General features: G+C 40.2%; 22 protein-coding genes. 8 read left to right on the top strand and 14 right to left on the bottom strand.

Going from position 1 to position 25,530, the window contains the following annotated elements:
- Position 1: 1 nt before the first annotated feature.
- Both K7887_RS05345 and K7887_RS05340 read right to left on the bottom strand, forming a co-directional pair.
- The gene (locus tag K7887_RS05345) at positions 2–928 is read right to left on the bottom strand and encodes an ABC transporter permease (protein ID WP_223492520.1); all 927 of its coding nucleotides are present in this window, start codon (positions 926–928) and stop codon (positions 2–4) included.
- Between the two features lie 21 nt (positions 929–949).
- The gene (locus K7887_RS05340) at positions 950–1,849 is read right to left on the bottom strand and encodes an ABC transporter permease (RefSeq protein WP_223492519.1); all 900 of its coding nucleotides are present in this window, start codon (positions 1,847–1,849) and stop codon (positions 950–952) included.
- 372 nt (positions 1,850–2,221) lie between these two features.
- Between K7887_RS05340 and K7887_RS05335 the strand changes: the two genes are divergently transcribed.
- A complete protein-coding gene (locus tag K7887_RS05335; RefSeq protein ID WP_223492518.1) occupies positions 2,222–3,817 on the top strand; it encodes a glutathione ABC transporter substrate-binding protein in 1,596 nt (531 codons plus the stop codon).
- 95 nt (positions 3,818–3,912) lie between these two features.
- Here the strand turns inward: K7887_RS05335 and K7887_RS05330 are convergent, their stop codons facing one another.
- From K7887_RS05330 to K7887_RS05305, 6 genes are all read right to left on the bottom strand, one after another.
- Positions 3,913–5,172 (bottom strand): ATP-binding protein, encoded by a 1,260-nt coding sequence (locus K7887_RS05330; protein ID WP_223492517.1) that lies wholly within the window; start codon positions 5,170–5,172, stop codon positions 3,913–3,915.
- A 139-nt stretch (positions 5,173–5,311) separates the two neighbouring features.
- Entirely contained in the window at positions 5,312–6,202 is an 891-nt protein-coding gene (locus K7887_RS05325; RefSeq protein ID WP_223492516.1) for a DMT family transporter, read from the bottom strand.
- Positions 6,203–6,252: 50 nt separating this feature from the next.
- Complete coding sequence (locus K7887_RS05320; protein WP_223492515.1) at positions 6,253–7,494, bottom strand: amidohydrolase; 1,242 nt, start codon at positions 7,492–7,494, stop codon at positions 6,253–6,255.
- 17 nt (positions 7,495–7,511) lie between these two features.
- Positions 7,512–8,753 carry an amidohydrolase gene (locus K7887_RS05315; RefSeq protein WP_223492514.1) on the bottom strand — a complete coding sequence of 414 codons (1,242 nt, stop codon included), beginning with the start codon at positions 8,751–8,753 and terminating at the stop codon, positions 7,512–7,514.
- A 50-nt stretch (positions 8,754–8,803) separates the two neighbouring features.
- Positions 8,804–10,327, bottom strand: coding sequence for a glutathione ABC transporter substrate-binding protein (locus K7887_RS05310; protein ID WP_223492513.1), 1,524 nt, complete (start codon positions 10,325–10,327; stop codon positions 8,804–8,806).
- 12 nt (positions 10,328–10,339) lie between these two features.
- The gene (locus tag K7887_RS05305; RefSeq protein WP_223492512.1) at positions 10,340–11,914 is read right to left on the bottom strand and encodes a glutathione ABC transporter substrate-binding protein; all 1,575 of its coding nucleotides are present in this window, start codon (positions 11,912–11,914) and stop codon (positions 10,340–10,342) included.
- A gap of 187 nt (positions 11,915–12,101) precedes the next feature.
- Here K7887_RS05305 and K7887_RS05300 point away from each other — a divergent pair, with 187 nt between their 5' ends.
- The 7 genes from K7887_RS05300 to K7887_RS05270 all read left to right on the top strand — a co-directional run bounded on the left by K7887_RS05300 (position 12,102) and on the right by K7887_RS05270 (position 18,843).
- Positions 12,102–12,998: an ABC transporter permease gene (locus K7887_RS05300; RefSeq protein WP_223492511.1), complete on the top strand. Its 897-nt coding sequence runs from the start codon at positions 12,102–12,104 to the stop codon at positions 12,996–12,998.
- Positions 12,999–13,014: 16 nt separating this feature from the next.
- Complete coding sequence (gene nikB, locus K7887_RS05295; RefSeq protein ID WP_223492510.1) at positions 13,015–13,935, top strand: nickel ABC transporter permease; 921 nt, start codon at positions 13,015–13,017, stop codon at positions 13,933–13,935.
- A gap of 15 nt (positions 13,936–13,950) precedes the next feature.
- Entirely contained in the window at positions 13,951–14,946 is a 996-nt protein-coding gene (locus K7887_RS05290; protein ID WP_223492509.1) for an ABC transporter ATP-binding protein, read from the top strand.
- A 16-nt stretch (positions 14,947–14,962) separates the two neighbouring features.
- Positions 14,963–15,955, top strand: coding sequence for an ABC transporter ATP-binding protein (locus K7887_RS05285; protein ID WP_223493583.1), 993 nt, complete (start codon positions 14,963–14,965; stop codon positions 15,953–15,955).
- A gap of 101 nt (positions 15,956–16,056) precedes the next feature.
- Complete coding sequence (locus tag K7887_RS05280; RefSeq protein ID WP_223492508.1) at positions 16,057–16,848, top strand: sensor histidine kinase; 792 nt, start codon at positions 16,057–16,059, stop codon at positions 16,846–16,848.
- Positions 16,826–17,518 (top strand): response regulator transcription factor, encoded by a 693-nt coding sequence (locus tag K7887_RS05275; protein WP_223492507.1) that lies wholly within the window; start codon positions 16,826–16,828, stop codon positions 17,516–17,518. The genes K7887_RS05280 and K7887_RS05275 overlap by 23 nt, the downstream gene beginning before the upstream one ends.
- Complete coding sequence (locus K7887_RS05270; protein ID WP_223492506.1) at positions 17,518–18,843, top strand: SLC5/6 family protein; 1,326 nt, start codon at positions 17,518–17,520, stop codon at positions 18,841–18,843. Before K7887_RS05275 ends, K7887_RS05270 begins: the two co-directional genes overlap by 1 nt.
- Before the next feature lie 73 nt (positions 18,844–18,916).
- Here the strand turns inward: K7887_RS05270 and yhbH are convergent, their stop codons facing one another.
- The 6 genes from yhbH to K7887_RS05240 all read right to left on the bottom strand — a co-directional run bounded on the left by yhbH (position 18,917) and on the right by K7887_RS05240 (position 25,465).
- Positions 18,917–20,086 carry a sporulation protein YhbH gene (gene yhbH, locus K7887_RS05265; protein ID WP_223492505.1) on the bottom strand — a complete coding sequence of 390 codons (1,170 nt, stop codon included), beginning with the start codon at positions 20,084–20,086 and terminating at the stop codon, positions 18,917–18,919.
- Positions 20,087–20,393: 307 nt separating this feature from the next.
- Complete coding sequence (locus tag K7887_RS05260) at positions 20,394–20,549, bottom strand: hypothetical protein (RefSeq protein ID WP_223492504.1); 156 nt, start codon at positions 20,547–20,549, stop codon at positions 20,394–20,396.
- 94 nt (positions 20,550–20,643) lie between these two features.
- A complete protein-coding gene (locus tag K7887_RS05255) occupies positions 20,644–22,539 on the bottom strand; it encodes a PrkA family serine protein kinase (protein ID WP_223492503.1) in 1,896 nt (631 codons plus the stop codon).
- A 763-nt stretch (positions 22,540–23,302) separates the two neighbouring features.
- Positions 23,303–23,803, bottom strand: coding sequence for a tRNA (uridine(34)/cytosine(34)/5-carboxymethylaminomethyluridine(34)-2'-O)-methyltransferase TrmL (trmL, locus tag K7887_RS05250; protein ID WP_168862866.1), 501 nt, complete (start codon positions 23,801–23,803; stop codon positions 23,303–23,305).
- Between the two features lie 66 nt (positions 23,804–23,869).
- Positions 23,870–24,760 (bottom strand): amidase domain-containing protein, encoded by an 891-nt coding sequence (locus K7887_RS05245; protein ID WP_223492502.1) that lies wholly within the window; start codon positions 24,758–24,760, stop codon positions 23,870–23,872.
- 402 nt (positions 24,761–25,162) lie between these two features.
- Entirely contained in the window at positions 25,163–25,465 is a 303-nt protein-coding gene (locus K7887_RS05240) for a hypothetical protein (RefSeq protein WP_223492501.1), read from the bottom strand.
- Positions 25,466–25,530: the final 65 nt, after the last annotated feature.

The raw sequence follows: 25,530 nt of genomic DNA, 5'->3' as shown, positions 1-25,530 counted from the left end.
TTTAGTTAAGGTCTATACGTTTGTTAATTAAACGGTATGTGATATCCACCAGGAAGTTTACAAATACGAACAAAATCGTACAGACAAGAATTGTTCCTTGAACCATTGGGAAGTCACGCATTGTAATGGAACTGATAATCAAACGTCCTAGTCCATTAATCGCAAAAACTGTCTCTGTTATAACTGCTCCTCCAAGCAATCCACCGAATTGAAGGCCTACTACTGTTACAACCGGAATGAGCGCATTGCGCAGTGCATGCTTGTAAATAACCAATCTATCACTGACACCTTTAGCATAAGCCGTACGGATATAATCCTGATCTATTACATCCAACATACTTGAACGAGTCATACGAGCAATGATTGCTGCTCCACCTGTTCCAAGTGTGATAACCGGCAAAATCATCTGCTTCCAATCATTTCCCCAACCTGCAACAGGAAGGACCCCTAAGTTAACAGAGAAGAAATAAATGAGCATGATTCCAAGCCAGAAGTTAGGCATGGAAATACCGAACAGCGCAACAATCATTAAGGAAGTATCTGCAAAAGAATACTTTCTTGTTGCGGATACAATACCTGCTATCAATCCAAGAATAACGGAAAGAATAGTTCCCCAAATCGCCAATTCCACTGTAATCCAGAATCTGCTTGTGAAAATCTCTGAAGTAACATCACGATTCGTACGGATGGAAGTTCCTAAATCTCCTTGAATCGCGTTTCCTATATAACTGAAATACTGAACATATAACGGGTCATTTAATCCCAATTTCTCACGCATTGCTTCAATCTGTTCCGGGTTAGCCTGTTCACCAGCCATAATTTGAGCTGCATCCCCAGGAATCAAGTGCATCATCATAAATACTGCCAACGTTACACCAAACATAACCGGTATCGTTTGGAAAAGTCTTCGAATGATATAAATAAACATGTTAGTTCACCTTCTTCTCCATTATTTTTTCGCTTTCGGATCTAACGCATCTCGAAGTCCGTCACCCATCAAGTTGAATCCGATAACTACCAACAAGATAACAAGACCCGGGAATAGTGTAATATGAGGAGCCTGCGCAATATAAGAACGCCCTTGACTCAACATCGCACCCCACTCAGCAGTAGGTGGTCTTGTCCCCATTCCTAAGAAGGACAGGGCACTTGCTGTAATAATGGCAGAAGCAATATATAGCGTAGCTTGTACAATAATTGGTGACATAATATTCGGTAAAATGTGTTTAAAAATTATTCGGAAATCTTTTGCTCCCATTGCCTTGATTGCATCAATGTATTCCAATTTCCTTACACTTAAAGTAGAACCACGAACAATCCTCGCAAAAGACGGTACTGCATAAAAAGCAACAGCAATAATAACGTTCTGTGTGCTTGCTCCAAGAACACTTACAATAGCTAAAGCAAGAAGAATACCAGGGAAAGCCAATAGTACGTCACATATCCTCATAATCAATGAGTCGACCCATCTGCCGTAATAACCTGATACGATTCCAAGGGATACCCCGACAATTGCACCTAAAATAGTAGAAACAAACCCGATTCCCAATGAAACTCTTGCACCATATAGCAGACGACTGAAAATGTCACGCCCCACGTCATCGGTTCCCAGATAATTTTCAGCAGACGGTCCCTGCAATTTGTTCATTACATTTGTTGTATTCGGATCATGGGTTGCAAGTAATGGGGCAAAAATCCCCATTAAAATAACAAATATAATAATAAAGGCGCCAGCCATGGCAGCTTTATTTTTCGCCAGTTTCTTATAGAATGATTTCCAACGAACTGACTTCGTATTTTCTATACTAACTGGAATTCCTGCTGTCGTTTGTGGTTGTGGTTGATCCATACGCTCTTCTCATCCCTTCATCTCTTTGTAACAAACTTAATATTTCTAAATATTCAACATAACTAGGTTCTATAATAGCTATTAATTCGTAATATTACAATAGTTTTAAAGAGTCTTAGCATACTTAATTTTGTGATTAATAGATTTTTTACTTAGAAATACCTTTCATTATATGCATGAAAAAATTAACAAAAACGTAATATTAATTCGTTTTTTCTCGCGAATTATTACAAAAATAATAAATTTGTTAAAATTTCTTGTAAAACAACTCTTGTGAATTTTCAGTTTTTGAATTATGATAATAAACAATCGTGGCTTATCCATTGATTACAATCTTGTAACAAAAACAAATCTTCAGGGGGGTAATTTTACATGAAAGCAAAAAAGAATGTGTTTTTCTTGCTTCTGCTTTCACTTATGCTAGTTCTTTCAGCATGTAGTGGCGGTAACAGCAGCACACCAACAAACGGAAACACTAATGCCGGATCAGGCGATGGTGAGGACGTTGCAGGACAAGAAGGCGGAGAATTAGTATACGTTGTTCCATCTGATGCTCCTACACTTGACCCACACGGAATGAACGATACTGCTACAACTAACGTAACAACTCAATTATTTGACCGTTTAACTGCATATGAAGCAGACGGAACTGTCATTCCTTCTCTAGCTGAATCTTGGGAAGCTGTAGATGAAACTACTTGGGAATTCAAACTTCGCGACGACGTTAAATTCCATGACGGAACTGACTTCACTGCAGATGCTGTAAAAATGACGATCGAGCGTATCATCGATCCTGAATTTGCATCTCCACGTGCAGTAGTACTTAACATGATCACAGAAGTAGTTGTTGTAGACGACTACACTGTACAATTCAAAACAGAAAAGCCTTTCGCTCCACTACCAGCTCACTTAGCGCATAACGCTGGATCTATCATTGCTCCTTCTGCTATTGAAGAAGAAAACAACGGTGGTAAGAAAGTAGACGAAAACCCAGTAGGTACTGGTCCATTCGTATTTGGATCTTGGAACCGCGGTGCTGAAATCGTTTTAAACAAAAACGAAAACTACTGGAACGGAGCTCCTGCTCTTGATTCCGTTAAATTCGTTGTAAATGCTGAGCAATCTACTCGTGTAGCACAACTTGAAGCTGGTGAAGCTCACGTTATCCAAGTTGGTGCTTCTGATGTTGCTCGTGTAGAAGGTTTGGAAAGTGCTGGAATCGAGTTAACTCGTGTTCGCGGTACTCGTATGGACTACTTAGGATTCAACATGGAAAAAGAACCTTTCAACATTAAAGAAGTACGTCAAGCAATCTCTATGGCTATCAACAAAAACGATATCGTTGACGGTATCCTTGACGGTCAAGGTGTACCTGCAGTAGGACCTCTTGCTCCTACAGTTGTTGGTAACTACCAAGATCTTGAGCCACTTGGATATGATGTAGAAGCTGCTAAAGCTTTACTAGCTGAAGCTGGATTTGAAGATGGTTTTGAAACAACTTTATTTGTAAACGAAGGATCTAAAGAGCGTGCGGATATCGCATTACTTGCTCAAGATCAATTAAGCAAAATCGGAATCAAAGTTAACATTGAAACAATCGAATGGGGTGCTTTCCTAGAGAAAACTGGTGCTGGTGAGCATGAACTATTCATCTTAGGTTGGACTACTGTAACAGCTGATGCTGACTACGGTTTATACGCTCTATTCCACTCTTCTGCTTTCGGTGCTCCTGGTAACCGTTCATTCTACGCAAACGACCGCGTGGATGAGTTACTTGACCTAGCTCGTTCTGAGACTGATCAAGCGAAGCGTGACGAAGCTTACAAAGAGATCTCTGAGATCCTTGTAGACGAAGCTCCAATGGTTTACTTGCAACATCCTGACTTCATCTATGGAACAAACGGTGCTAACGGTCTATTCGTAGACTTCAGTGGTACTCCTTACTTCCACGGTGTGAAGCTTAACTAATTAATAAAGACCCCCGACTAGCGATGGTCGGGGGTTTTTTAAATTGCTATTTGCTGAAATCAACAGCGGTGTATGCTCAGCTAAAAAAAAGGAAACTAGCTGTTTTCACTAGTTTCCATTGGTAACTTAATAGTAAAAATGCTTCCTTTCCCTACCTCACTTGTTACTTCGATTTTCCCTTGCAGTAATTCAATAATTTGAAAAGAAATCGTCAAACCAATGCCGGTCCCCTTATCCTTAGTAGAATAAAAAGGCGTCCCCAATCTTTCCACCTGTTGTGGCGTCATCCCCACACCATCATCCATGATCTCTATTAAAACCATTCCTCTGCTGCTAGAAGCCTTAACAGTCACCATTCCATCCTTATCAATAGCTTCAATAGCATTTTTGATCAAGTTAATCAGTACCTGTTTCATTTCATCCTTATTTGCCTTAATATACAATTCATCTTCTATCTCATGACGAATGCTCGTGTTATTAAGAGTCGTATAGGTGGACATGAGCTGGACGACGTGTTCCAACTCCTTAGATACATTGATCCTGTCCATCCCCTGCTTATTGGGTTTGGCCAGTGAAAGATAGTCCTGAATAATGGATTGGGCCCGGTCTAATTCCTCGATAGAGATATCAATATATCTTTTTTGGGAACTATTTAAATTTCCATCTTGACTCATCAATTGAAGAAATCCCCGGGTCGATGTCATCGGATTCCTGACCTCATGAGCAACTGATGCTGCAAGCTCACTAACCACTTTAAGCTTCTCTGAACGTTGCAATTCATGTTGCAATTGCATTTGCATATTCAAATTTTCAATTATCATGATAGCCGTTACTAAAGAAATCCAGGTTATGATGGAAACAAGCACATTTAAGAAAATTTCCTTTTCTTCATTAAGGTGAAATAATCTGATCGCCCTGGTTGCTGTAATAAGCAAGAATATAAAGGAAACGATAGAAATTTTCTTTTTTAAGCTCAAACTTGAATATCTATTCCGGAATATCATCAAGAGTGCTGAAAGAATGAAGTAATTTATAACCATAACCATTATATTGCTGTCTCCGATAATATATAAATAATAAAGCATGGACATCACGACTATAGCCCCTGTTAACAATCCACCATACAAAAACGACAAAATGACAGGTATAAGCTTTTGATCATAATAAGACCCATCTGTTACTTCAATCGGAAAAGACATTGTACAAATGACCATGACCAACATAATAAACAGAAATCTATAATTAACTTTTTCCTTTAATCCTAATGCGCCTTTATTTAAAAACTGATAATAAAATAAAATTGGAAACAAAATAATTAAAACATGATATAAGACATGCCCCACATTCTCAAACATACCAACGCCCCTACCAACAAGAAATCACTAATCTTCATCATAGTTAATACTTCGCTTTTCATACGATCTATTCCTCCTTTTGTCCCATAAGAAAAACCAGCCCCTCGGCTGGTAGATTGGCTTGAAAAAGATCCTTCCTTTAAGTAATTGCATATCTTCTGCTCCTCTTCTTGTTAGACAATATAACACCACAAACAATGAAGATTGCTCCTATTACTTGAGTCATTAGTATGGGTTTACTAAGAAGAAAGAAACCTAATATCATCGCTACAAATGGTTCTAAGTTAGTCAAGGTTGACGCTTTCGATGCATTTATATACTTTATTTGCTTGTTCCAGATAAGGTTACAGAAACCATGTACAATAATTGCCGTAACTATTAAAAGAATCCATGCTCCAGGAGCTGCAGTTATCGCCTTTTCCTCCTCTAATACAGCAAACGGAATGGAAATGATGAAAGCCAGTACATTAGAGTGAAAAGTGAGGGAGAATGCCTCCATTCTTTTAGACAATAATCTTGTTAGGATAATCAACAAAGAGAATGTCACCATAGTGATTGCAATCCACCATAACCCTTTTTCAACCTTTAAAAAGGTTCCATCATACCCGCTTCCGACCACGATAAATACTCCTATTGCAGCAACAATCAAACCGATTGCCATATTTTTTGTAAACACTTCATGAAGAAAAATGGCAGCAAGAATACAAGTTATCAAAGGTGTCATGGCTAATATCACTGCTGCAGAAGTGGAGTCCGCATGTTGTAATCCTATAAAGAAGCTCCATTGATTAATAAAAACCCCCACAGTACTTAACAAAACAAAGACAAGCAAATTCTTCTTGGTTAATTTAGGGAAATGAAAAGAGATACCATTCCATTTCCCGTATATATACAAAGCGAGAACAATGGCTAAGAACCGGGCAAATGTAGTAAATCCAGGGGAAAAACTTTCTAATAATAGCTTCCCGATTACAAAGTTACTTCCCCAGACCAGAACACAAAACAATAATAAACTATATGCTTTTGCCATCTTCCATGCCCCCTAAGAAAAATTCCCACATTTCTGTGGGAATTGACAAATTAACTATATTGTAAATGGAATGCATTATGGTAAACTTCCTTGCCTTTAAAATAAACGGATTTTCTTTTTGGAAGCCTGGCTATCGCTTCAGCCGAACACGATGCATCCATCAGTACTAGCGATGCCTCATCTCCCACTTTTGGCCATTGCATTTCCCCACTTGCCGAAAGAGGGGTGAGGCCACCGGTAGCCCACTTTAAGGAATAAGCTAGCGCTTTCTCATCTATTCGCTTTGTTCTTTCACAGTAACGTTTTACCTTTTCTAAAACATCCCCGTTCCCAAATGGGCCCCATGAATCGAAGAAGCCGTCACACCCTAAATAAACAGGAACGTTAAATTGATCAAGTAAATCTATTGGTGGAATGACACGATTAATAGGAATGGTTGACATGATGGCCACACCATTTCCCCCAAGATACTCTGCCATCTCACGTGCTTGTGTTTCAGGGACATCACCTAGACTGAAGGCATGGCTGACTGCTGCGCGATTTTTCCAGTTTGCCTCTTTCACCATCTCTACTAATTTATCAATTGTATAAAATCCGACGTGTCCATGGTCATGCAAGTGAATATCGATTTCTGCATTAAACTCCTCAGCCAAGTTCATTGTTTCATATAGTGATTTTTCAATATTCTTATCAATGCCTGCAGGGTCTAATCCACCTACAATCGTTGCTCCCGTTCGCATGGCCTCCTTCATTAGTGGAATGACCTCTATATGCTCCAACATCCCATGTTGGGGAAAGGCAACAATCTCATAGCTTAGGTAATCCTTATATTCTTCTAGGGCTTCTTTTATCCCTTCCAGGTTTTTAAGCCCAATGTAAGGATCGATATTTACATGTGTGCGTATATGTGTTGATCCTTTGCTCAGAATCATCTCTATCATTTTATTTGCACGCTGCTTTGTGGTTGGGGCAAGTTCCCCTAATTCAAGGGCTTCATGGTGAAGTCTTTCTTTCAGGTTCTTTACAGGGATTGGTGCCTTCCAATCAAGTGAAAGATATGTCTTATCCAGATGATTGTGCATTTCCTTGAAAGAAGGAAGGGCTAGTAGACCCGTTGCATCTTTTTTGACCTCTCCAGATGGTATATCAAAAGGCTGTTCTTGTATTTCCTTGAAGATACCTTCTTCAATTTTTATGGAAAATAACGATGTCTCCGTTTTATGTGCTCCATTTTCTAAGATACTGAAGCCTGTTTCTAATTTAATATTGACTAGCCAAAATGTCTCTTTCATTTCCTATCCCTCCACTTTTATTTTGCTATCGATTGTTTTTCCATTTCCAATCGGTTCACTTCCTTGCCTTTATAGAAAAGGGCCTTGACATCTGTACGCCTTGCAACCGCTTCTGCTGAACAACTTGCATCCACTAATATCATGGAAGCATCGTCTCCAATCTTTGGCCATTGTCTCTCACCTGTAGCACTTAGTGAGGTGATTCCCCCTGTTCCATATTGAACCAAGGAGGATAGAGTTTTTTCATCAATAAGTCTGAAACGTTCTGCGAGTACGCACATTTTTTCAATGGTGTTGGCAGTACCAAAAGGTGACCAATGGTCTGTAATACTGTCATGCCCTAGAGAAACAATCAGTCCCATTTGGGTTAATAAGGGGATTGGAATGGTCGGGCGGTTAATGGGAACAGTGGTGGTCACATCAATTTTGTTATCTACTAACATCTTTACCGTTTCCTCAAGCTGGATGGTCTCCAAGTCCCCTAATGCGATGGCATGACTGATGGTCGTTCTGCCCTGAAGGCCAGCTTGTGTTGTATAATGAGCCATCCGCTCAAAAGTGAAAGCGCCAAGGCTGTTCGGATCATGAATATGAACATCTACTGATGAACCGGACTGGACTGCAATATCAAAGATGGTGTGGAGTGATTTTTCGATATTCCTGTCTATGGTCGCCGGGTCCACCCCACCTACATGTGTAGCCCCCATTTCCATTGCTTCCTTTACTAAAGGTGCCACTTCACTTCGCAATAATCCGTGTTGAGGAAAGGCGACAATTTCAAATGTCATCACATCTTTGAATTTATTTACAGCATTCAATGTGGCTTCTAAATTCTTCAATCCGATGGAGGGATCGATATTACAATGAGTTCGTATATGGGAATGGCCGTGCTTTAGGTATAATTCAATTACTTTCTCAGCTCTTTCCTGTGCTGTTGCCAATTGCTGTGGAAGTAGTTTTTTTTCTTCTTCAATTCTTGTAAAAATACCGTTAGTTATTGGTGTGCAAGCTTTCCATGGACCTCCATAATAAGTTTTATCGATATGAATATGCATTTCTTTTAAAGAGGGAAGCAGCAGTAATCCTTTCGCATCCTTTTCGGGAAGATTATCCTTGGGCTGCTCCTTGGATAGTGCAGCAATTTTCCCTTCTACTACTTTTAAGTGAACCATTTCAGTCAATGTTTTCAAGCGATTATCCTCTTGTTCAAACCCCACTTCTATTCGCACATTTTTCAACCAATAACTGTTTCTATTCATCTCTTTTCCTCCTAGTTGGAGGGCCTAGTTACTAGGCCCTAACCATGTCATTATTTTATAGTGATTTCATTGAGAAGGATGTAGTTAACAGGGCTGATTACAAGTCCCTCTACATCTTTATGATAGACAGCTAGATGTTCGTAGTATCTGAGTGGGATCATAGCTGCATCTTCCATTTCCAGTTTCATTGCCTGTTCATAAAGGCTTCTTCTAGTTTCTTCATCTATTTCTTTTCTGGCGTCCTCTATGATTCGATCAACTTCAGGGTTATGGTAATAAGTATGGTTACCTGCTCCCCCATGCGAAGAGGAGTGGAATACATTATATTGATTGTAATCTCCGTCTCCCGTAGCATTTCCCCATCCACCGACGAACATTTCGTGTTCGCCATTATTTAATGCTTCTATATAGGCACCCCATTCTAGTACTTCCACTTCCGCATTGATCCCTATTTTCTTCAGTTGAGATTGTACGACTTCTGCTACATTTATTCGCTCTTTTCGATCATTGGTGGTAATGGTGACCTTAAGCCCTTCTAATCCAGCCTCTTGCAATAAAGCTTTGGCATTCTCTAAATCATAGTCATAAGGTTTAACGTCATCACTGTATCCGAATACCTTCGGACTCATGGGAGAATTGGCAAGCATTCCAGAGTTCTGGAAGACACCTTCTAGAACTGCCTTTCTGTCAATAGCCTGCGTTATTGCTTTTCGAACCTCCAATTGATCAAACGGGGCTTTTTGAACATTAAAGCCAAGAAACTCTATTCCTAACCCATCTGCCCGGTACAGATTCAGTGTTTCCGAAGCTTCGATTCTATCAATCTCTGTAATGGGAACCTGATCATTAACATGCGCTTCTCCTGTTTCAATCATGGCAAGCCTAGTGGTATCTTCAGGCACTACTTTAAACACAACCTGATTTATCTTTGGCTTATCTCCCCAGTATTCCTCATTTTTCTTTAAGGATATTTCCTGTCCTACCTTCCAATAGTCAAAGACGAACGGCCCTGTGCCTACCGGATGTTCCCAAAGTTTCTTTGGATTCTCAGAGAGCGCTTTTGGACTGATGATACTTCCCTCATTCGCACTTAGTATGGACAACAGCGGGGCATAGGCTGCTGATAGATGAAAACGAACTGTATACTCATCGACAATTTCTATGTCATCAATCATCCCCAGTTTTTCAGCTTGTGGGGATGCTGTGTTAGGATCAAGCAATCTATCAAATGTTGCCTTTACAGCCTCGGCATTGAATACCGTCCCATCATGGAAATAAACGCCTTCCCTTAAAATAAATTCCCAAGTGACATCATCAATTTGTTCCCATTCTTTGGCCAAACCTGGCTGGGGCTTCATGTCCAAGTCTGGCACAACAAGCGTTTCATAAACTTTTTGATAAAGGATATTAGCACTTGAAATATCTGTAATGAAGTGTGGGTCAAGCTTGGTGGCATCCGATAAACGGACGACCGTCAGTTTATCTTTGGCGGAAGTCTCCATTTGACTGCTTGAAGTGGAACACCCACTGATAATTAATAGCAATGCTAACATTAATATGATCGTCGATCTCATATCTTTCCCCCTCTACTTAATGGTGACGTCGTTTAGCATAATGTAATTAGAAGCATTTAACCAAATTCCTTCGACCCCTTTTGTATAGACAGCCAAATGTTCATAGTTTCTTATCGGCACGTACACGGCATCATCCATTTGAATCTGCATCGCTTTCTCATATAGTACTTTACGTTTTTCCTGATCCATTTCTTCCCTGGCTTTTTCAATAATATTATCTACTTCTTCATTGCTGTAATAAAAATGGTTGCCTGGTGGTCCTTGTGATGCTGTATGGAAAAGATTGTATTGGTTATAATCTCCATCACCTGTTGCATTACCCCATCCACCAATAAACAAGTCATGGTCACCTTTATCAATCATTTCTAAATATGCCCCATATTCCAATACTTGAATAGAAACATCCACTCCTATCCCTTTTAATTGGGACTGTATCACTTCTGCCATATTAATGCGTTCTTTCCTATCGCTAGTAAGCAGGTTCAATGATAAACCATCCTTATAGCCTGCTTCTCTCAGTAATTTTTTTGCTTTATTTATGTCGTATTCATATGCCTTGATATTTTCGCTGTAACCAAATACTTTTGGACTCATAGCTGAATTTGCTAACGTCCCAACTTTGTTATAAACACCTTTTAGAATAGCTTCTCTTTCAATAGCGTGACTGATCGCTTTTCGAACACGCACATCATTCACTGCCTTACTTTCTACATTGAAGCCTATATATTCCACTCCAAGTCCCTCTGTACGATATAAGCTCATAGAATTCGAATTCTCAATACGATCTAGTTCTGTTACTGGAACCTGATCAGAAACATGAGCTTCTCCTGTTTCAATCAATGCAAGCCTCGTTGCATCTTCAGGTACCACTTTAAAAATCACTTCCTCTAGATTTGGCTCTTGCCCCCAATATGACTCATTCTTAATTAACGTTATATCCTGACCGGTATTCCAAGATTCAAAAATAAATGGCCCTGTTCCTACTGGATGTTGGGATAATGATTCCCCATTCTCTTTAATCGCTTTAGGGGAGATGATGCTGCCCTCATTACTTGCAAGGATGGATAGCAACGGCGCATATGGATAATCAAGGTGCATAAGCACGGTATACTCGTCTACTATTTCAATCTCCTTAATCATCGATAATTTTTCACGCTGAGGAGAACCTGTTTCTGGATCTAATACACGATCGAATGTTAATTTCACCGCTTCTGCATTAAAAGGAGTCCCATCATGAAACTTCACTCCTTCTTTTAATGAAAACTCCCATGTTACCTCATCAAGTTGTTTCCATTCTGTAGCAAGCAATGGTTCTATCTCCATATCCTGATTCGGCACTACCAGCGTTTCATATACTTTTTGATAGATGATATTGGCAGAAGGTATGTCTGTTATAAAGTGTGGATCTAACCTGGTGGCATCCGAAAGACGCGCGATAATTAAGCTTCCCCCCTTTTCTTCCGACCGGGCACCGTTCTCAGAACCATTGGAACTGTTCGAAGACGTTGAACAAGCACCCATAACTGACACCATAAAGGCCAATACGAAAAACATGATTAAATTTCTTAACATTCTGTTCTTCTCCATTTCAATCTCCCCCTCGATTTGAATTCCTTGAATTTCGTGCATAGTTGCATTATAAAAAAAAGATTTGCGATTTATTTTCAGAATATTTACTTGTTTTTAAAATATTTTGACATCTTACTTTAAAAATATTTACTTTGCTTGAAATTTTGATAATTTTAAACACAACACTTGTAAGGGAGGACATTAAATGGAAGTTCAAGTAAAGACGGGAGAAACAATTCTTGCAGAGGAAACGAGTAATCCTCGGTTAGAAAAATGGAAGGACATCATCTATAAACTATTTAAAAACAAAGCAGCAGTGGCAGGTGGAATCATCATTTTATTTTATTTGGCAGTTGCTGCATTCGCACCTTGGTTGGCACCTTATGATCCATATGAAATTAACTTAGACAATCGCATGCAGTCCCCCTCCATAGACCATTGGATGGGAACGGACGATAAAGGAAGGGATATACTCAGCAGAATTATTTATGGTTCCCGCTTATCAATGGGTGTCGGTTTTGCTTCTGTACTGTTCGGTGCGGTATTTGGAATTGTCCTTGGATTGGTTGCAGGTTACTACGGCAGATGGGTTGACTCCATTGTCATGAGAATCATTGATGTGATGCTTGCTTTTCCAGGTATTCTATTGGCTTTGGCTATTATCAGCGCATTAGGTCCCAGTTTAATAAACGTGACTATTGCCGTGGGAGTATTCTCTGTTCCATTATTTGCTCGCATAGTAAGGGGCTCTACATTGGAAGTCAAGAAGCTAGAGTATATTGATGCCATCCGTTCTTTAGGAGCAAGGGATATAACGATCATTTTCATTCATATACTCCCGAATATTCTCTCCCCGATCATCGTACAGGGTTCGTTAAGATTGGCCACTGCCATTTTATCAGCAGCAGGGTTGTCCTTTTTAGGGCTTGGAGCTCAGCCACCTTCGCCTGAATGGGGAACCATGCTTAGCAGTGGAAGGGATTTCTTATTTAGCGCACCATATATGGCCCTATTTCCAGGACTCGCCATTTCTATACTAGTTTTAGGCTTTAACATTTTCGGAGATGGCCTTCGCGATGCTTTAGACCCTAGAATGAAATAAAAAAGGAGGTAACAGGATGATTTCTTTTTTAATAAAACGATTAGTTCAAATGATTCCCGTACTAATAGGCGTAACTTTAGTTGTCTTTTTAATTATGCAGATGGTCCCTGGAGATCCAGCTGTTCTCTTGGCAGGTGAAGGAGCTTCAAAAGAAACAATAGAAGAGATAAGGACTCAATTGGGGTTAAATCAACCGCTATATATCCAATACTTTGATTACTTAACGAACATTTTCAAGGGGGATCTTGGAGTATCCATTAAAAATAATAAACCTGTCCTTGATGAAATCATGGTACGACTCCCTATTACGATGGAACTAGCTCTTTTCAGTATTCTCATAACAATCGTATTAGGTATGGCAGCGGGAATCATTTCTGCCATCAGACCTTATTCCGTCTCTGATTTGTCAGTCATGTTGATTGCCCTCATCGGGATCTCCATACCAAGTTTTTGGTTTGGCCTTATGCTTATGTATATATTCTCCGTCAAACTTCAAATCCTTCCGGTAGCAGGCTGGGAAAGTTGGCAACACATCATCCTTCCCGCCCTTACACTTGGTGCTGGAGGTGCTGCAATAGTTGCGAGGATGACCAGATCAAGTATGCTCGAGGTCATCCGACAAGATTACATTAGAACTGCGCGTGCAAAAGGACTTCGTGAACAAATTATCATTTCTAAACATGCTTTGAGAAACGCTTTAATTCCTGTCATCACCGTAGTAGGACTCCAATTTGGAGCATTGCTTGGCGGTACGGTTCTAACAGAATCGATATTTGCCATCAACGGACTGGGAAGATTGATTGTAGAATCTATCAGAATGCGAGATTTGCCGATGGTACAAGGTGGCGTACTTGTTGCTTCTATTATTTTCGTCCTTGTTAATCTATTGGTCGATTTACTTTATCGCATTTTTAATAAAAGAATTGAATTAAACTAAAAGGAGTGAAATGAGATGAATGAAAAACTACTAGAAGTAAAAGGACTAAAAACTCATTTTTTCTCAAATAAAGGAACTAGTAAAGCGGTAGATGGGGTGAATCTCGTTTTGCACAAAGGGGAGACCTTAGGAATTGTTGGGGAATCAGGTTGTGGTAAAAGTATTACTTCCCTTTCTATTTTGAGGCTGATCCCCTCCCCTCCCGGAAAAATAGTGGAGGGCTCTATATTATATAAAGGTCAGGACCTAGTGAAGATGACTGAAAATCAACTGAGGAAAATACGCGGCAATGATATTTCCATGATTTTTCAGGAACCGATGACCTCTCTTAATCCAGTAATCAGTGTAGGTGAACAAATAGCTGAAGGCATTAGGCTCCATGAAAAACTCAGTAAAAAAGATGCCTGGGGAAAAGCGGTGGAGATGCTTCGTCTTGTAGGTATTCCTTCTCCTGAGAAACGTGCAAAGCAAGAGCCATTTCAATTGAGTGGTGGTATGAGGCAGCGAGTGATGATCGCCATGGCACTTGCCTGCTCTCCTGAAGTTCTCATCGCCGATGAACCAACCACTGCATTGGATGTAACCATTCAAGCACAAATCCTCAAATTAATAAAGGAATTGCAAGTAAAGCTTGGAATGGGGGTCATGATGATAACCCATGACCTTGGTGTAGTAGCAGAAACCTGTGATACAGTAGTCGTTATGTATGCAGGAAACGTTGTAGAATATGCTTCTAAAGAAGAGCTTTTTAGAAATCCGAAACACCCATATACCCAAGGTCTATTGGCTTCTTTGCCAAAAATAAACGAAGATCATGAATATTTACCAACGATTAACGGTAACGTTCCTAGTCCCTTTTCACAGGTCCAAGGTTGTCGGTTTGCCAACCGCTGCCCTCACGCAATAGCACTATGCAACACAAAAGCACCAGAACTTACCCTCACGCAAGGAGGGGAAGGGCAAGTTCGCTGTTGGATGTACTCAAAGGAGTGGAAAAAATCAATTGTATAAGAAAGGGGACAGCATGATGGAGCTAGTCGCAAAAAAAGAAACAAAACGTGTACTTTTATCTGTTAAAAACCTCAAGCAATATTTTCCCATAAAAAAAGAATCGCTTTTCAAACCAAAATCATTTGTCAAAGCGGTGGACGATATTTCCTTTGAACTGATGGAAGGGGAAACATTAAGCATCGTCGGGGAATCAGGTTGTGGAAAATCGACAACGGGACGATCCATCCTCCGCCTAGAACAGCCGACTGAAGGAGAAATCGTGTTCAATGATAAAGACCTTGTTCGAATATCGAATGCAGAAATGAGAAAGGTGCGTGCAGATCTACAAGTAATCTTCCAAGATCCATTTGCTTCACTTAATCCAAGAAGAACCATCAAACAAACATTGAATGAAGCCATGGCAATCCAGCAGGTAATCTCAAAGCCGAAGAGAATGGAGCGGATGCTTGAGTTACTTGAGTGTGTAGGCTTGCCAGTAGAGGCATTGAATCGATATCCACATGAATTCAGCGGTGGACAGCGGCAGCGTATCGGCATCGCCCGTGCCTTAGCAGTAAATCCAAAACTAATCATTTGTGATGAAGCCGTTTCTGCCCTTGATGTCTCCATTCAAGCGCAAATCCTTAACCTACTAAAGGATCTACAAAAAGACTTTGGCTTGACTTACCTGTTCATTTCACATGACCTTAGTGTCGTTCGGCATATTTCTGATAGGGTCATGGTCATGTACCTGGGGAAAATTGTGGAGATAGCCGACAAGAAAAGTATTTTTGAAAGGCCGCAGCATCCCTATACTCAAGCACTTCTGTCGGCTATTCCTACAACCGATTTAGATGTGACAAATGAAAAAATTGTACTTAAAGGAGATGTTCCTTCCCCCATCAATCCACCAACGGGATGCAGATTCCATTCCCGATGCCCATTGGCAAATGAAGTTTGTAAAAAGGTTGAGCCGCCATTAAAGGAATGGAACAGCCAACATTATGTAAGCTGTCATCTTGTCAAATAATAACCATTTACAATTGCATGATTTGAATTACAATAATAGAAAGAATGAAATAGCGGAGGTTTTCACGCCTCCCCTTTTCCGTTTCACGAGGAGGTTCTTCCATGCTCCAGATAGAGGATTTTTCTCTTTATGTAATGTTTTGTGTACTTGCTCCTTTAGTAGGGGCTTTTACTTTATTGTTTTTATTTATTTTCGAAAAAAGAATTGACCTGTTAGAAAATCAAGCAAACAAATTGGTTTTGGAAAAGGAACTCCAGCAAGCTAAATATTTTCAATTAAACCAACAAATTCAACCTCATTTCTTTTTTAATACACTCAATTCAATCCTAAGCCTTGCTAGACTTAACAGAATGGGAGAATTAATAAGGGCCATCGAAGTGTTTTCCAAATTTTTAAAGGTGAAGTATAAGTCCAATCAATCTATTTGTACGGTGGCTGAAGAATTGGAATATTCCAGTTATTATCTTGAGATTCAGAAAATACGATTCCAATCACGTCTCACCTACACAATTGCAATGGAAGAACAAGTAAAGCAAGTAGCCATTCTACCATTTCTCATACAAACCCTTGTTGAAAATGCTTTTAAGCATTCTTTTGAGAAATATCCAGGTAAAGCACAATTAAATATCACATTGACCCTATCTAATTCCCATGTACTATTGACGGTTTGGAACAGTTCGGAAGGTGTACATCTAAACAATTATCAAGATGCCCGTGGACACGGCCTTACTAACATCAAAAGAAGATTACAACATATGTATGCAGAAGAAGAAGCTTCTTTTCAGCTAATCCATGAACATGGCGGGACTCGCGCTGTTGTTTCATGGCCTGTATCATACCCCACCAATCTAAAAAAGGAGGCCAAGCAGAATGAACATTATATTAGTAGATGATGAACCTCTAGAAATTGAACAATTAACATTCCTTATCCAGAAACATTATCCTAAATGGAATGTCTACCATGCATTTGATGCTGCACAGGCATTAAACATTTGTGAAAAGCAGCACATTGATCTATCCTTTCTAGACATTCATCTTCCGGGAAAAGATGGTCTAGAACTGGGGAAACTATTAAAAACTCAGCATACACATATGGAATTCATCATTGTAACAGCTTTTCAAACCTTTGAATATGCACAAACCTCTATTAAACTTGGTGTGGCAGATTACTTGACAAAGCCGGTAATAGAAGAAGAACTAGTTGAAGTGTTAAAAAAATTTAAGCATCGGGGAAATTACAGTCCATCCATTCAACAGGCTTTATCAATAATTCATCAGGAATTTAAAGATAAACTCACCCTGCCATATCTTTCTTCCAAGATACATATGAGCCCAATCTATTTCAGTCGTAAGTTCATGGAGGAGGTAGGAATTGGGTTCTCTGAATACCTTAACAAATACAGAATAGAAGCTGCTGCAGGTTTATTGGCTAAAAACCCAAATTTACACATCTCCACTATCGCGGAAGAATGTGGATTTAACAGCCAGCACTATTTCAGTCAACAGTTTAAAAGATATTATGGAAAGACACCACGCGAATATAAAGTTGAGGTTACTCATTAATGACCAAAAAGAAATATTCCGTTTACATATTAGGAACATTACAACTTGGCATCGGATTTGGAATTGTCACTTTGCTTTCTAGATGGGTTACAGGCAACACCATCCTATCTTCCCCCGAGGCCCTTATTAAATATGGTATCTTAGGTGGACTCGGTTACTCTTTAATGGGCGCATTTGCATTTATCCTTTTTGGATTTATCGCTACATATATAAGAAAGCGCTATCCCATGCATCAAACCATAGGGGACCTTCTGAAGGAAAAGACAAATCCGGTTGGCTACTGGTACACCATATTGCTTTTGCTTTTTACAGGGATGGATTCCATGTTCGTACAAGCAACAGGCGCAGCTATTCTTTTCTCTTTAATATTTCCTGTTCCCCTATATATAAGCCTATTCTTTTTTTTCTCGTTCTGTTTTATTATTGCAGGACTTGGTGGCATGCAGCGAATCCATCAATTTGCGGGTATAAGTATTACCTTCATATTTGCAGCCGTCATCTTAATACCTGTTTATTTTTATATTCAAAATGGCGTATACCCTGTATATGAAGGTGTTCAACTCTACCATCCCTACTTACTCTTTTGGAAAAATATAGATACATTTTACTTTGTAATTACTGGGATCATAATTGGTTTTGGGCAGGTCTTAATCGATAGAGCAACCTGGCAAAGAGTCTATATGTTAAAACAGTCCAGAATTCGTACTATTTTCACTTTAACTGGCTTGATATGGGCTACCATTCCTTTGTCTTTATCTTCTTTATTGTTAGTGGTTGTCTACAGCGGGAGCTTCCACGATGTAAAAATTTTGCTTTTTCAGCTTGTTTATAACATAAACTCTACTTTACTAATTGCAATTTTTCTATTGTTCTGTTTTAGTGCCATTTCTTCCACTCTAAATGCAGAACTTCATGCAACGACAGTATTTACCGTAAAAAACGCAATAAGTGAATTGATTCCCTTAAGTGATCAAAATAAATGGCATTTATCTTATTGGATAACAGGGATGCAGTGTTTGTTTCTCTATTTAGTTGTGATTATTATATCTCCCACTTTTATTGAGTTATTATTCTTTTTTGGTAGTATCTATGCAGCCTTGATATCACCAATATTGTGGATGATATTTAGCCGTGATCGCCTTTCAAGTTTTGTTCCATCAACCTCAGCCATTGCAATCTTTTTAAGCATTTTGTCTTCTTCAAGCACTGGACATTTAGGAGCAATCTGGGTAAGTTTTATCACTTCCACATCCCTATGTGCTTGTTTCATGCTGTTCCGCTTTCTATCAATCTTTCGGGAGGAAAAGCGAAAAAGACTATTATAACTAAATCGGACTAAAGCTCTCTCCAACATTCTAGCTATATCATAAGAAAAACCAGCCCCTCGGCTGGTTTTAGTTAAGCAAACTTTTTATTTTGCTCCTTTTTGAAAAACTCCTTCATCGCATGGAAGACATCCGGTTTTTGCTTCAAAATGTAATGCCTGAACTTCTCGTCACTAACATTCTTATAAGCCGACATCAGTGTGGAATGCCTGTTATACTGGTTGACTTCCCCGTACCCAAACATATTGGAAACCTTCATCAATTCCGCTACCAATTTTACACAACGCTGATTGTCTGAAGTCAAGTTATCTCCATCCGAGAAATGGAAAGGATAGATGTTGAAACGCGTAGGATTATATTTCGTGTCAATTAGCTCCAGTGCCTTTCGGTAAGCAGATGAACAAATCGTCCCACCGCTTTCCCCTTTAGAAAAGAAATCCTCTTCACTGACCACCTTCGCCTCTGTATGATGGGCAATAAATTCAATATCCACCGTCTCATATTTCGTTCGAAGGAATCGTGTCATCCAGAAGAAAAAGCTTCGTGCCATATATTTTTCCCACATGCCCATTGATCCGCTCGTATCCATCATCATCAGAACGACTGCTTTGGAATCAGGCTTCACCACTTCATTCCACGTCTTAAACTTAAGATCCTCCTGATAGATTGGGTGGAAGCTTGCCGTACCTGTCATCGCGTTCCGCTTATAGGCGGACATCATCGTACGTTTTTTATCTATATTCCCCATAAGACCTGTGCGTCTAATATCATTAAACTCATAGTGCTCGATGGTATTCTCATCTCGCTCTTTTTGCTGCAAGTTCGGCAGCTCAAGCTGGTTGAATAGCGCAGCTTCAAGATCCATTAAAGACACTTCTGCCTCATAATAATCCTCACCGGCCTGATCTCCCGCTCCTTGCCCCTTACCTGGACCCTTCTGCTGACCTGACCCGTCCCTGGCTACAACATCTCCGACCTGACTGTCTCCATCTCCTTGGCCAACATGCTTGTTTTTGTCATAATTATAACGAATTCTGTACTCATCTAAAGACCTAATTGGGATCTTTACGACCTCTCTGCCATTGGACATTACAATGTTCTCTTCAGTAATAAGATCTGGTAAGTTATTTTTGATAGCCTCCTGGACCTTTTCCTGATGGCGTTTTTGGTCGTCGTGGCCTTTTCGATGGAGGGACCAATCCTCTTTGGACACTATAAAATTCGCATCATCTGACATTGTCATCGATATCCCTCCCTATTTAATTCATTTTACGTTTCTAGGAACCTTTTCATCACTATTTTCATAAAATATCTTGGTGAAATTTAATGAATCCAACCTTTGAGACAATTAGGGTTGGTTACTCTATCCTATGCACATAACTCAAATAATTGACAGATTATTTAGATAATTAGGCGCACAATCCTTTAAATGAGACAAGCGTGTAACGATTCGTTAGTAATAATAATTTTATGCGGCAAGAGGGTCGTACTATACGATGTATATCATTATATACAATAAAAAAACCTCCCAAAATTACTGGAAGGTATGATTACTCTTTTTCATTTTTCTGGTTGTTTTTATGCTGCTTAGGACTGCGCTCTCTATCGGTTTTATTTTCCTTCAGCTGCTCCATTTCCTTTGCAAGCTTTTCCATTTCTTTTTCATTTGGCGCCATTGTATTTTCATAGGTTTTTTCTTTACTCATTGTAATCACCTCTTACTAATAATTTCCCCTTATTTTGAATTTACAAACCTATACATGGAAAAAAGCAGCGGGAATGACCACCGCTGCTAAGCTGTTACCTATTTAATAAACTTCCTACATATCTTAATAGATCATTTGCTGAAGTGGAGTTATAACCATGCTCATCAACCAAGCGGGCCACCACTTCATTTATTTTCTTAAGCTGAGTTTCATCAGGGGTTTTGGAAGAGGTCGTAATCTTCACAACATCCTTCAGATCTGCAAACAGCTTCTTCTGGATTGCTTCTCTTAAGCGCTCATGGGAGTTGTAGTCAAATCGCTTACCTTTGCGCGCATAAGCGGAAATTCTGATTAAGATTTCTTCACGAAATGCCTTCTTCGCATTTTCAGAGATACCAATTTGCTCCTCAATGGAACGCATCAATTTCTCATCAGCACTCATCTCTTCTCCAGTAAGAGGGTCTCTGAGCTTCGCCTTATTACAATATGCCTCGACATTATCCAGATAGTTATCCATCAATGTTTTCGCAGACTCTTCATACGAGTACACAAATGCTTTCTGTACTTCCTTTTTGGCAATATTATCATATTCTTTTCTAGCAACAGAAATGAAGTTTAAGAATCTCTCTCTATCTTCATTGGATATGGAAGCATGCTGATCCAGCCCTTCTTTTAAAGAACGCAGAACATCAAGCGCATTGATGGACGGAATTTCTTTGCGAATAATGGTGGACGAGATTCTGTTAATTACATAACGTGGATCAATCCCGCTCATTCCCTCATCACCATACTCTTTCTTGAGCTCCTGAACATCCACAGAGTTGAAGCCTTCCACAGATTCTCCATCATACAAGCGCATTTTCTTCACAAGGTCGATATCGCCACGTTTGGCTTCTTTCAGTCTAGTGAGAATTGTGAACATCGCAGCCACTCTAAGCGTATGTGGTGCAATATGGACATTTGCCACATCACTCTCATTAATCATCTTTTCATAAATTCTTTCTTCCTCAGAAAGTCTTAAGTTATATGGAACCGGCATCACGATAATACGCGAATGCAAGGCTTCATTCTTTTTATTAGAAATGAAGGAGCGATACTCCGTTTCATTCGTATGCGCGACAATAAGCTCATCCGCACTGATCAACGCGAATCGTCCTGCTTTAAAATTACCTTCCTGCGTTAAGGATAATAGATGCCACAAGAATTTCTCATCACATTTCAGCATCTCCTGGAACTCCATCATCCCACGGTTCGCCTTGTTCAGCTCCCCGTCAAAACGGTATGCACGGGGGTCAGACTCAGAACCGAACTCCGCGATGGTCGAGAAGTCGATGCTTCCGGTCAAGTCCGCAATGTCCTGTGATTTCGGATCAGACGGACTGAATGTTCCAATCCCTACACGTTGATTCTCTGACAGGAAAATACGCTCCACCAGCACATCTTCAATTCTGCCTCCATATTCCTTTTCAAGCCTCATCATATTTAACGGCGACAGATTTCCTTCAATTCTAACTCCATACTCATTATGAAAATCTTCTCTCAAATGATGCGGAATTAGATGAAGCGGATCTTCATGCATCGGGCATCCCTTTATGGCATATACCGCTCCTCTATTCGTATGAGTGTACTGCTCAAGTCCGCGTTTAAGGATGGTGACCAGCGTGGATTTCCCTCCACTTACAGGCCCCATTAATAATAAGATCCTCTTTCTAACATCCAATCTTTTTGCAGCCGGATGGAAATACTCCTCCACCAACCGCTCCAACGCTTCTTCTAAACCAAAAAGGGCATTGCTAAAGAATTTATACTTCCGCTGGCCATTGACCTCTTCTACCCCAGCATCTTTAATCATATTGTAAACCCGTGAATGTGCGGATTGAGCTACCCATGGTTCTTCTTTCAAAATCTCCAAGTACTGCCCGAAGGTTCCTTCCCACTTCAGCCTCTGTTCTTCTTCCCGATACTTTTCAATTTTACGTAAAATATCCATAAGGACCTCCCCTTTTATTACAGCTTCAAGAGTCGTGATTGCGTGATTAATATACTCTATGCGCCGTGGGAGTGAAACATGCTTTTTTTAAACTGCTCCTCTAACATAATTGATTTTGAAACTCTCCCCTGTTTCCTGTAGTGCAAGGTGTGAGACTCCGGAGGGAGGTAGCGGTAGGTTGAGACCCCGCAACGCAGGAGGCCACTGTAAAACTGAAATCTCATGTATTAAGTGATTTCTAGCTGTTGATAGGAGCAAATGGCGAAGACTCCTGAGGGAGATAGCGCTAGGTGGAGACCCCACAGGCGAAGCCGAGGAGGCTCCAGCAGCGCCCCTAGGAAAGCGAAGCCATTTGCGGAAATCAACAGCGGTGTCTAAATAACATCTAAAATCAAAGACTTTCTCAGTGGCCTCAAGCGTCGTGACGAGGCTCAAACATCGCCCCTCGGAAAGCGAACACCTGGAACGGAAGGTAACAGGGAGTTAAAGTAACACTGTCAAAAATTATCCACAGATTTCATTCACATAACTCGTCCATTGGGCTATAATATAGATAGTATGCTTACATGAACTAAACCTACATAAGGAGGAACCAAACATGGGTACATCTGGATTCTTAATCTTAGGCGTATGTCTTGCATTCCTAACAGCAATCTTCACTGCTGGCTATAACGAACGCCCAGGTACACGTAAAAAGTAACATTGCATAAATAAAGAAGCCCTCCACCTTTCAACTATTCCTTGAAAGGTGGAGGGCTTCTCTTTATTCTTCCGGAAACTCGATAGAAAGATTCGGATAGTCCTGTTGACGCAAAGCTTCATATATTAATATCGCTGCAGTATTGGACAAATTCAACGACCTTACATTCTTCGTCATCGGCAAACGCAAACATTGATCCAAATTACTCTGAATCAAATCCTTTGGTAAACCTGTCGTCTCTCTTCCAAACACAAAGAAATAGTCCTTATCCAATTTGCTATAATCAAATGAAGTATGCGGCTTCATCCCAAACTTTGTAATATAGAAGAATTCCGCTTCTTTATTTTTTTCAAACAACTCATCCAAAGAATCATAATAAACCACATTAACAAATTCCCAATAATCAAGCCCGGCACGCTTCAACATCTTATCGTCCGTCGAAAAGCCAAGCGGCCTGATCAAATGCAATGTTGTGTTCGTAGCTGCACAAGTTCTAGCAATATTTCCTGTATTAGCTGGAATCTCTGGCTGATATAATACCACATGTAATCCCACAATCGTCACCTCGTATTTCTTTCACTTTCATCCTATACAACAATACCTTTTTATCGTAATGGAATCAAGTATCTACTAACGGTCTTGGACGTGGAAAAATTTATATTTAATGTTAGGCGTATAAGCTGTGGAATCCTCGTACTTCCAATATCTCATCCGCGAGTTATAAGTGTTGGCATTCACTAATGGCTCCCCATTCTCATCCTTTGCGACCACGATCGTATTATGATCAAAGCGACCGTCCCCCTCAAAATCATAACAAATCACATCACCCGGCATCAGCTTTGAGGCACTTGGCACTTCTTTCGCCTTAAGTCCCTGCTTGGCACTAGGCAAATACCACCTCAACGCATGAGCTACTGCCCACGTGTAGCTCCAATCATTATTCCGCATCCACCATCCACCAGACTTCTTCGGATAACCGACCATCGGTGCCCCGCCAGCATACAAACACTGCGAAATATAATTTGTACAATTCACCTCAAACTTCTTAAACTGAGGATTATAACTGTTCCAATATTGCTCCGCATACCTGACTGCTTCCACCCGACTATATTTGAATCGCAATGGCTGTTGCTCTTCCTCCTCCTCTTGTGGCGGAATGAAACGAGCTGAAGTCCGATCCCCCTCATCCTGAATGGAGAAATCTTGTATGAGTTCACCATCAATCCATTCAGAATAACGCTGATCTGCTTCTTCCTCTAGATACAATTTTTCCCTTTGCTTTATTAAATACCGAATGTGAATCTCGTAAAAAACAGTGGCCTCCCGCTGTTTTTCATCCTCATGAATCGAATGAATCCTCGCCGTCGCACTGCACTTAACTATCTCCGCACCTCTACGCTTATGTGCTTCTTGTTTTTGTTTTATGGTGACATCGTTCATTATTGTTCTGCTCGTTTGCTTGCTTTTGTAGACATAAGTATCAAGACGGTCTTGAATATGTGCTCTCAGCTTTTCCCTCATAGGCTTGCCCCTCTCTCTGGGTAATGGTCCTTGTAGATATGTTTATGTGGGGGGCTTGGAATTTGTGTGAGGGATTTTGGATTTTTTTTTGGGGTAGCGGTTTTGGGGAACTTGGTTTTGGGTTGAATCTTTGTTGAAAGGTTTTGGGTAACTCGGGTTGCACTTGGATTTTTGTTAAAAGGTTTTGGGTAACTGGGGGTTGCACTTGGGACTTTGTTAAAGGTTTTGGGTAACTGGGGTTGTACTTGGATCTTTGTTAAAAGGTTTTGGGTAACTGGGGGTTGCACTTGGGTCTTTGTTAAAAGGTTTTGGGTAACTGGGGGTTGCACTTGGGTCTTTGTTAAAAGGTTTTGGGTAACTGGGGTTGCACTTGGATCTTTGTTGGGGGAGTTATGGTACTATTCAACCTCTACGATGACAAAGTTCCTCTCTCTTATGAAGTTCTGGCATCGTTCTGCCTCTACGATGACAAAGTTCCTTTCGTTTCTGAAGTTCTGGCATTGTTCCGCCTCTACGATGACAAAGTTCCTTTCGTTTCTGAAGTTCTGGCATTGTTCCGCCCTTACGATGACAAAGTTCCTCTCTTTTTTGAAGTTCTGTCATCGTTCCGCCTCTACGATGACAAAGTTCCTTTCGTTTCTGAAGTTTTGGCATCGTTCTGTCTCTATGATGACAAAGTTCCTTTCTCTTTTGAAGTTCTGTCATCGTTCTGCCCCTACGAAGACAGAGTTCCTCTACTTTAAGTGTTTCTGTCATCGTTAGCCGTTACC

Origin of the sequence: Sutcliffiella horikoshii, assembly GCF_019931755.1 — a bacterium.
In the GTDB taxonomy this organism is placed as follows: domain Bacteria; phylum Bacillota; class Bacilli; order Bacillales; family Bacillaceae_I; genus Sutcliffiella_A; species Sutcliffiella_A horikoshii_E.
This window is presented reverse-complemented; position numbering and strand designations above follow the sequence as displayed.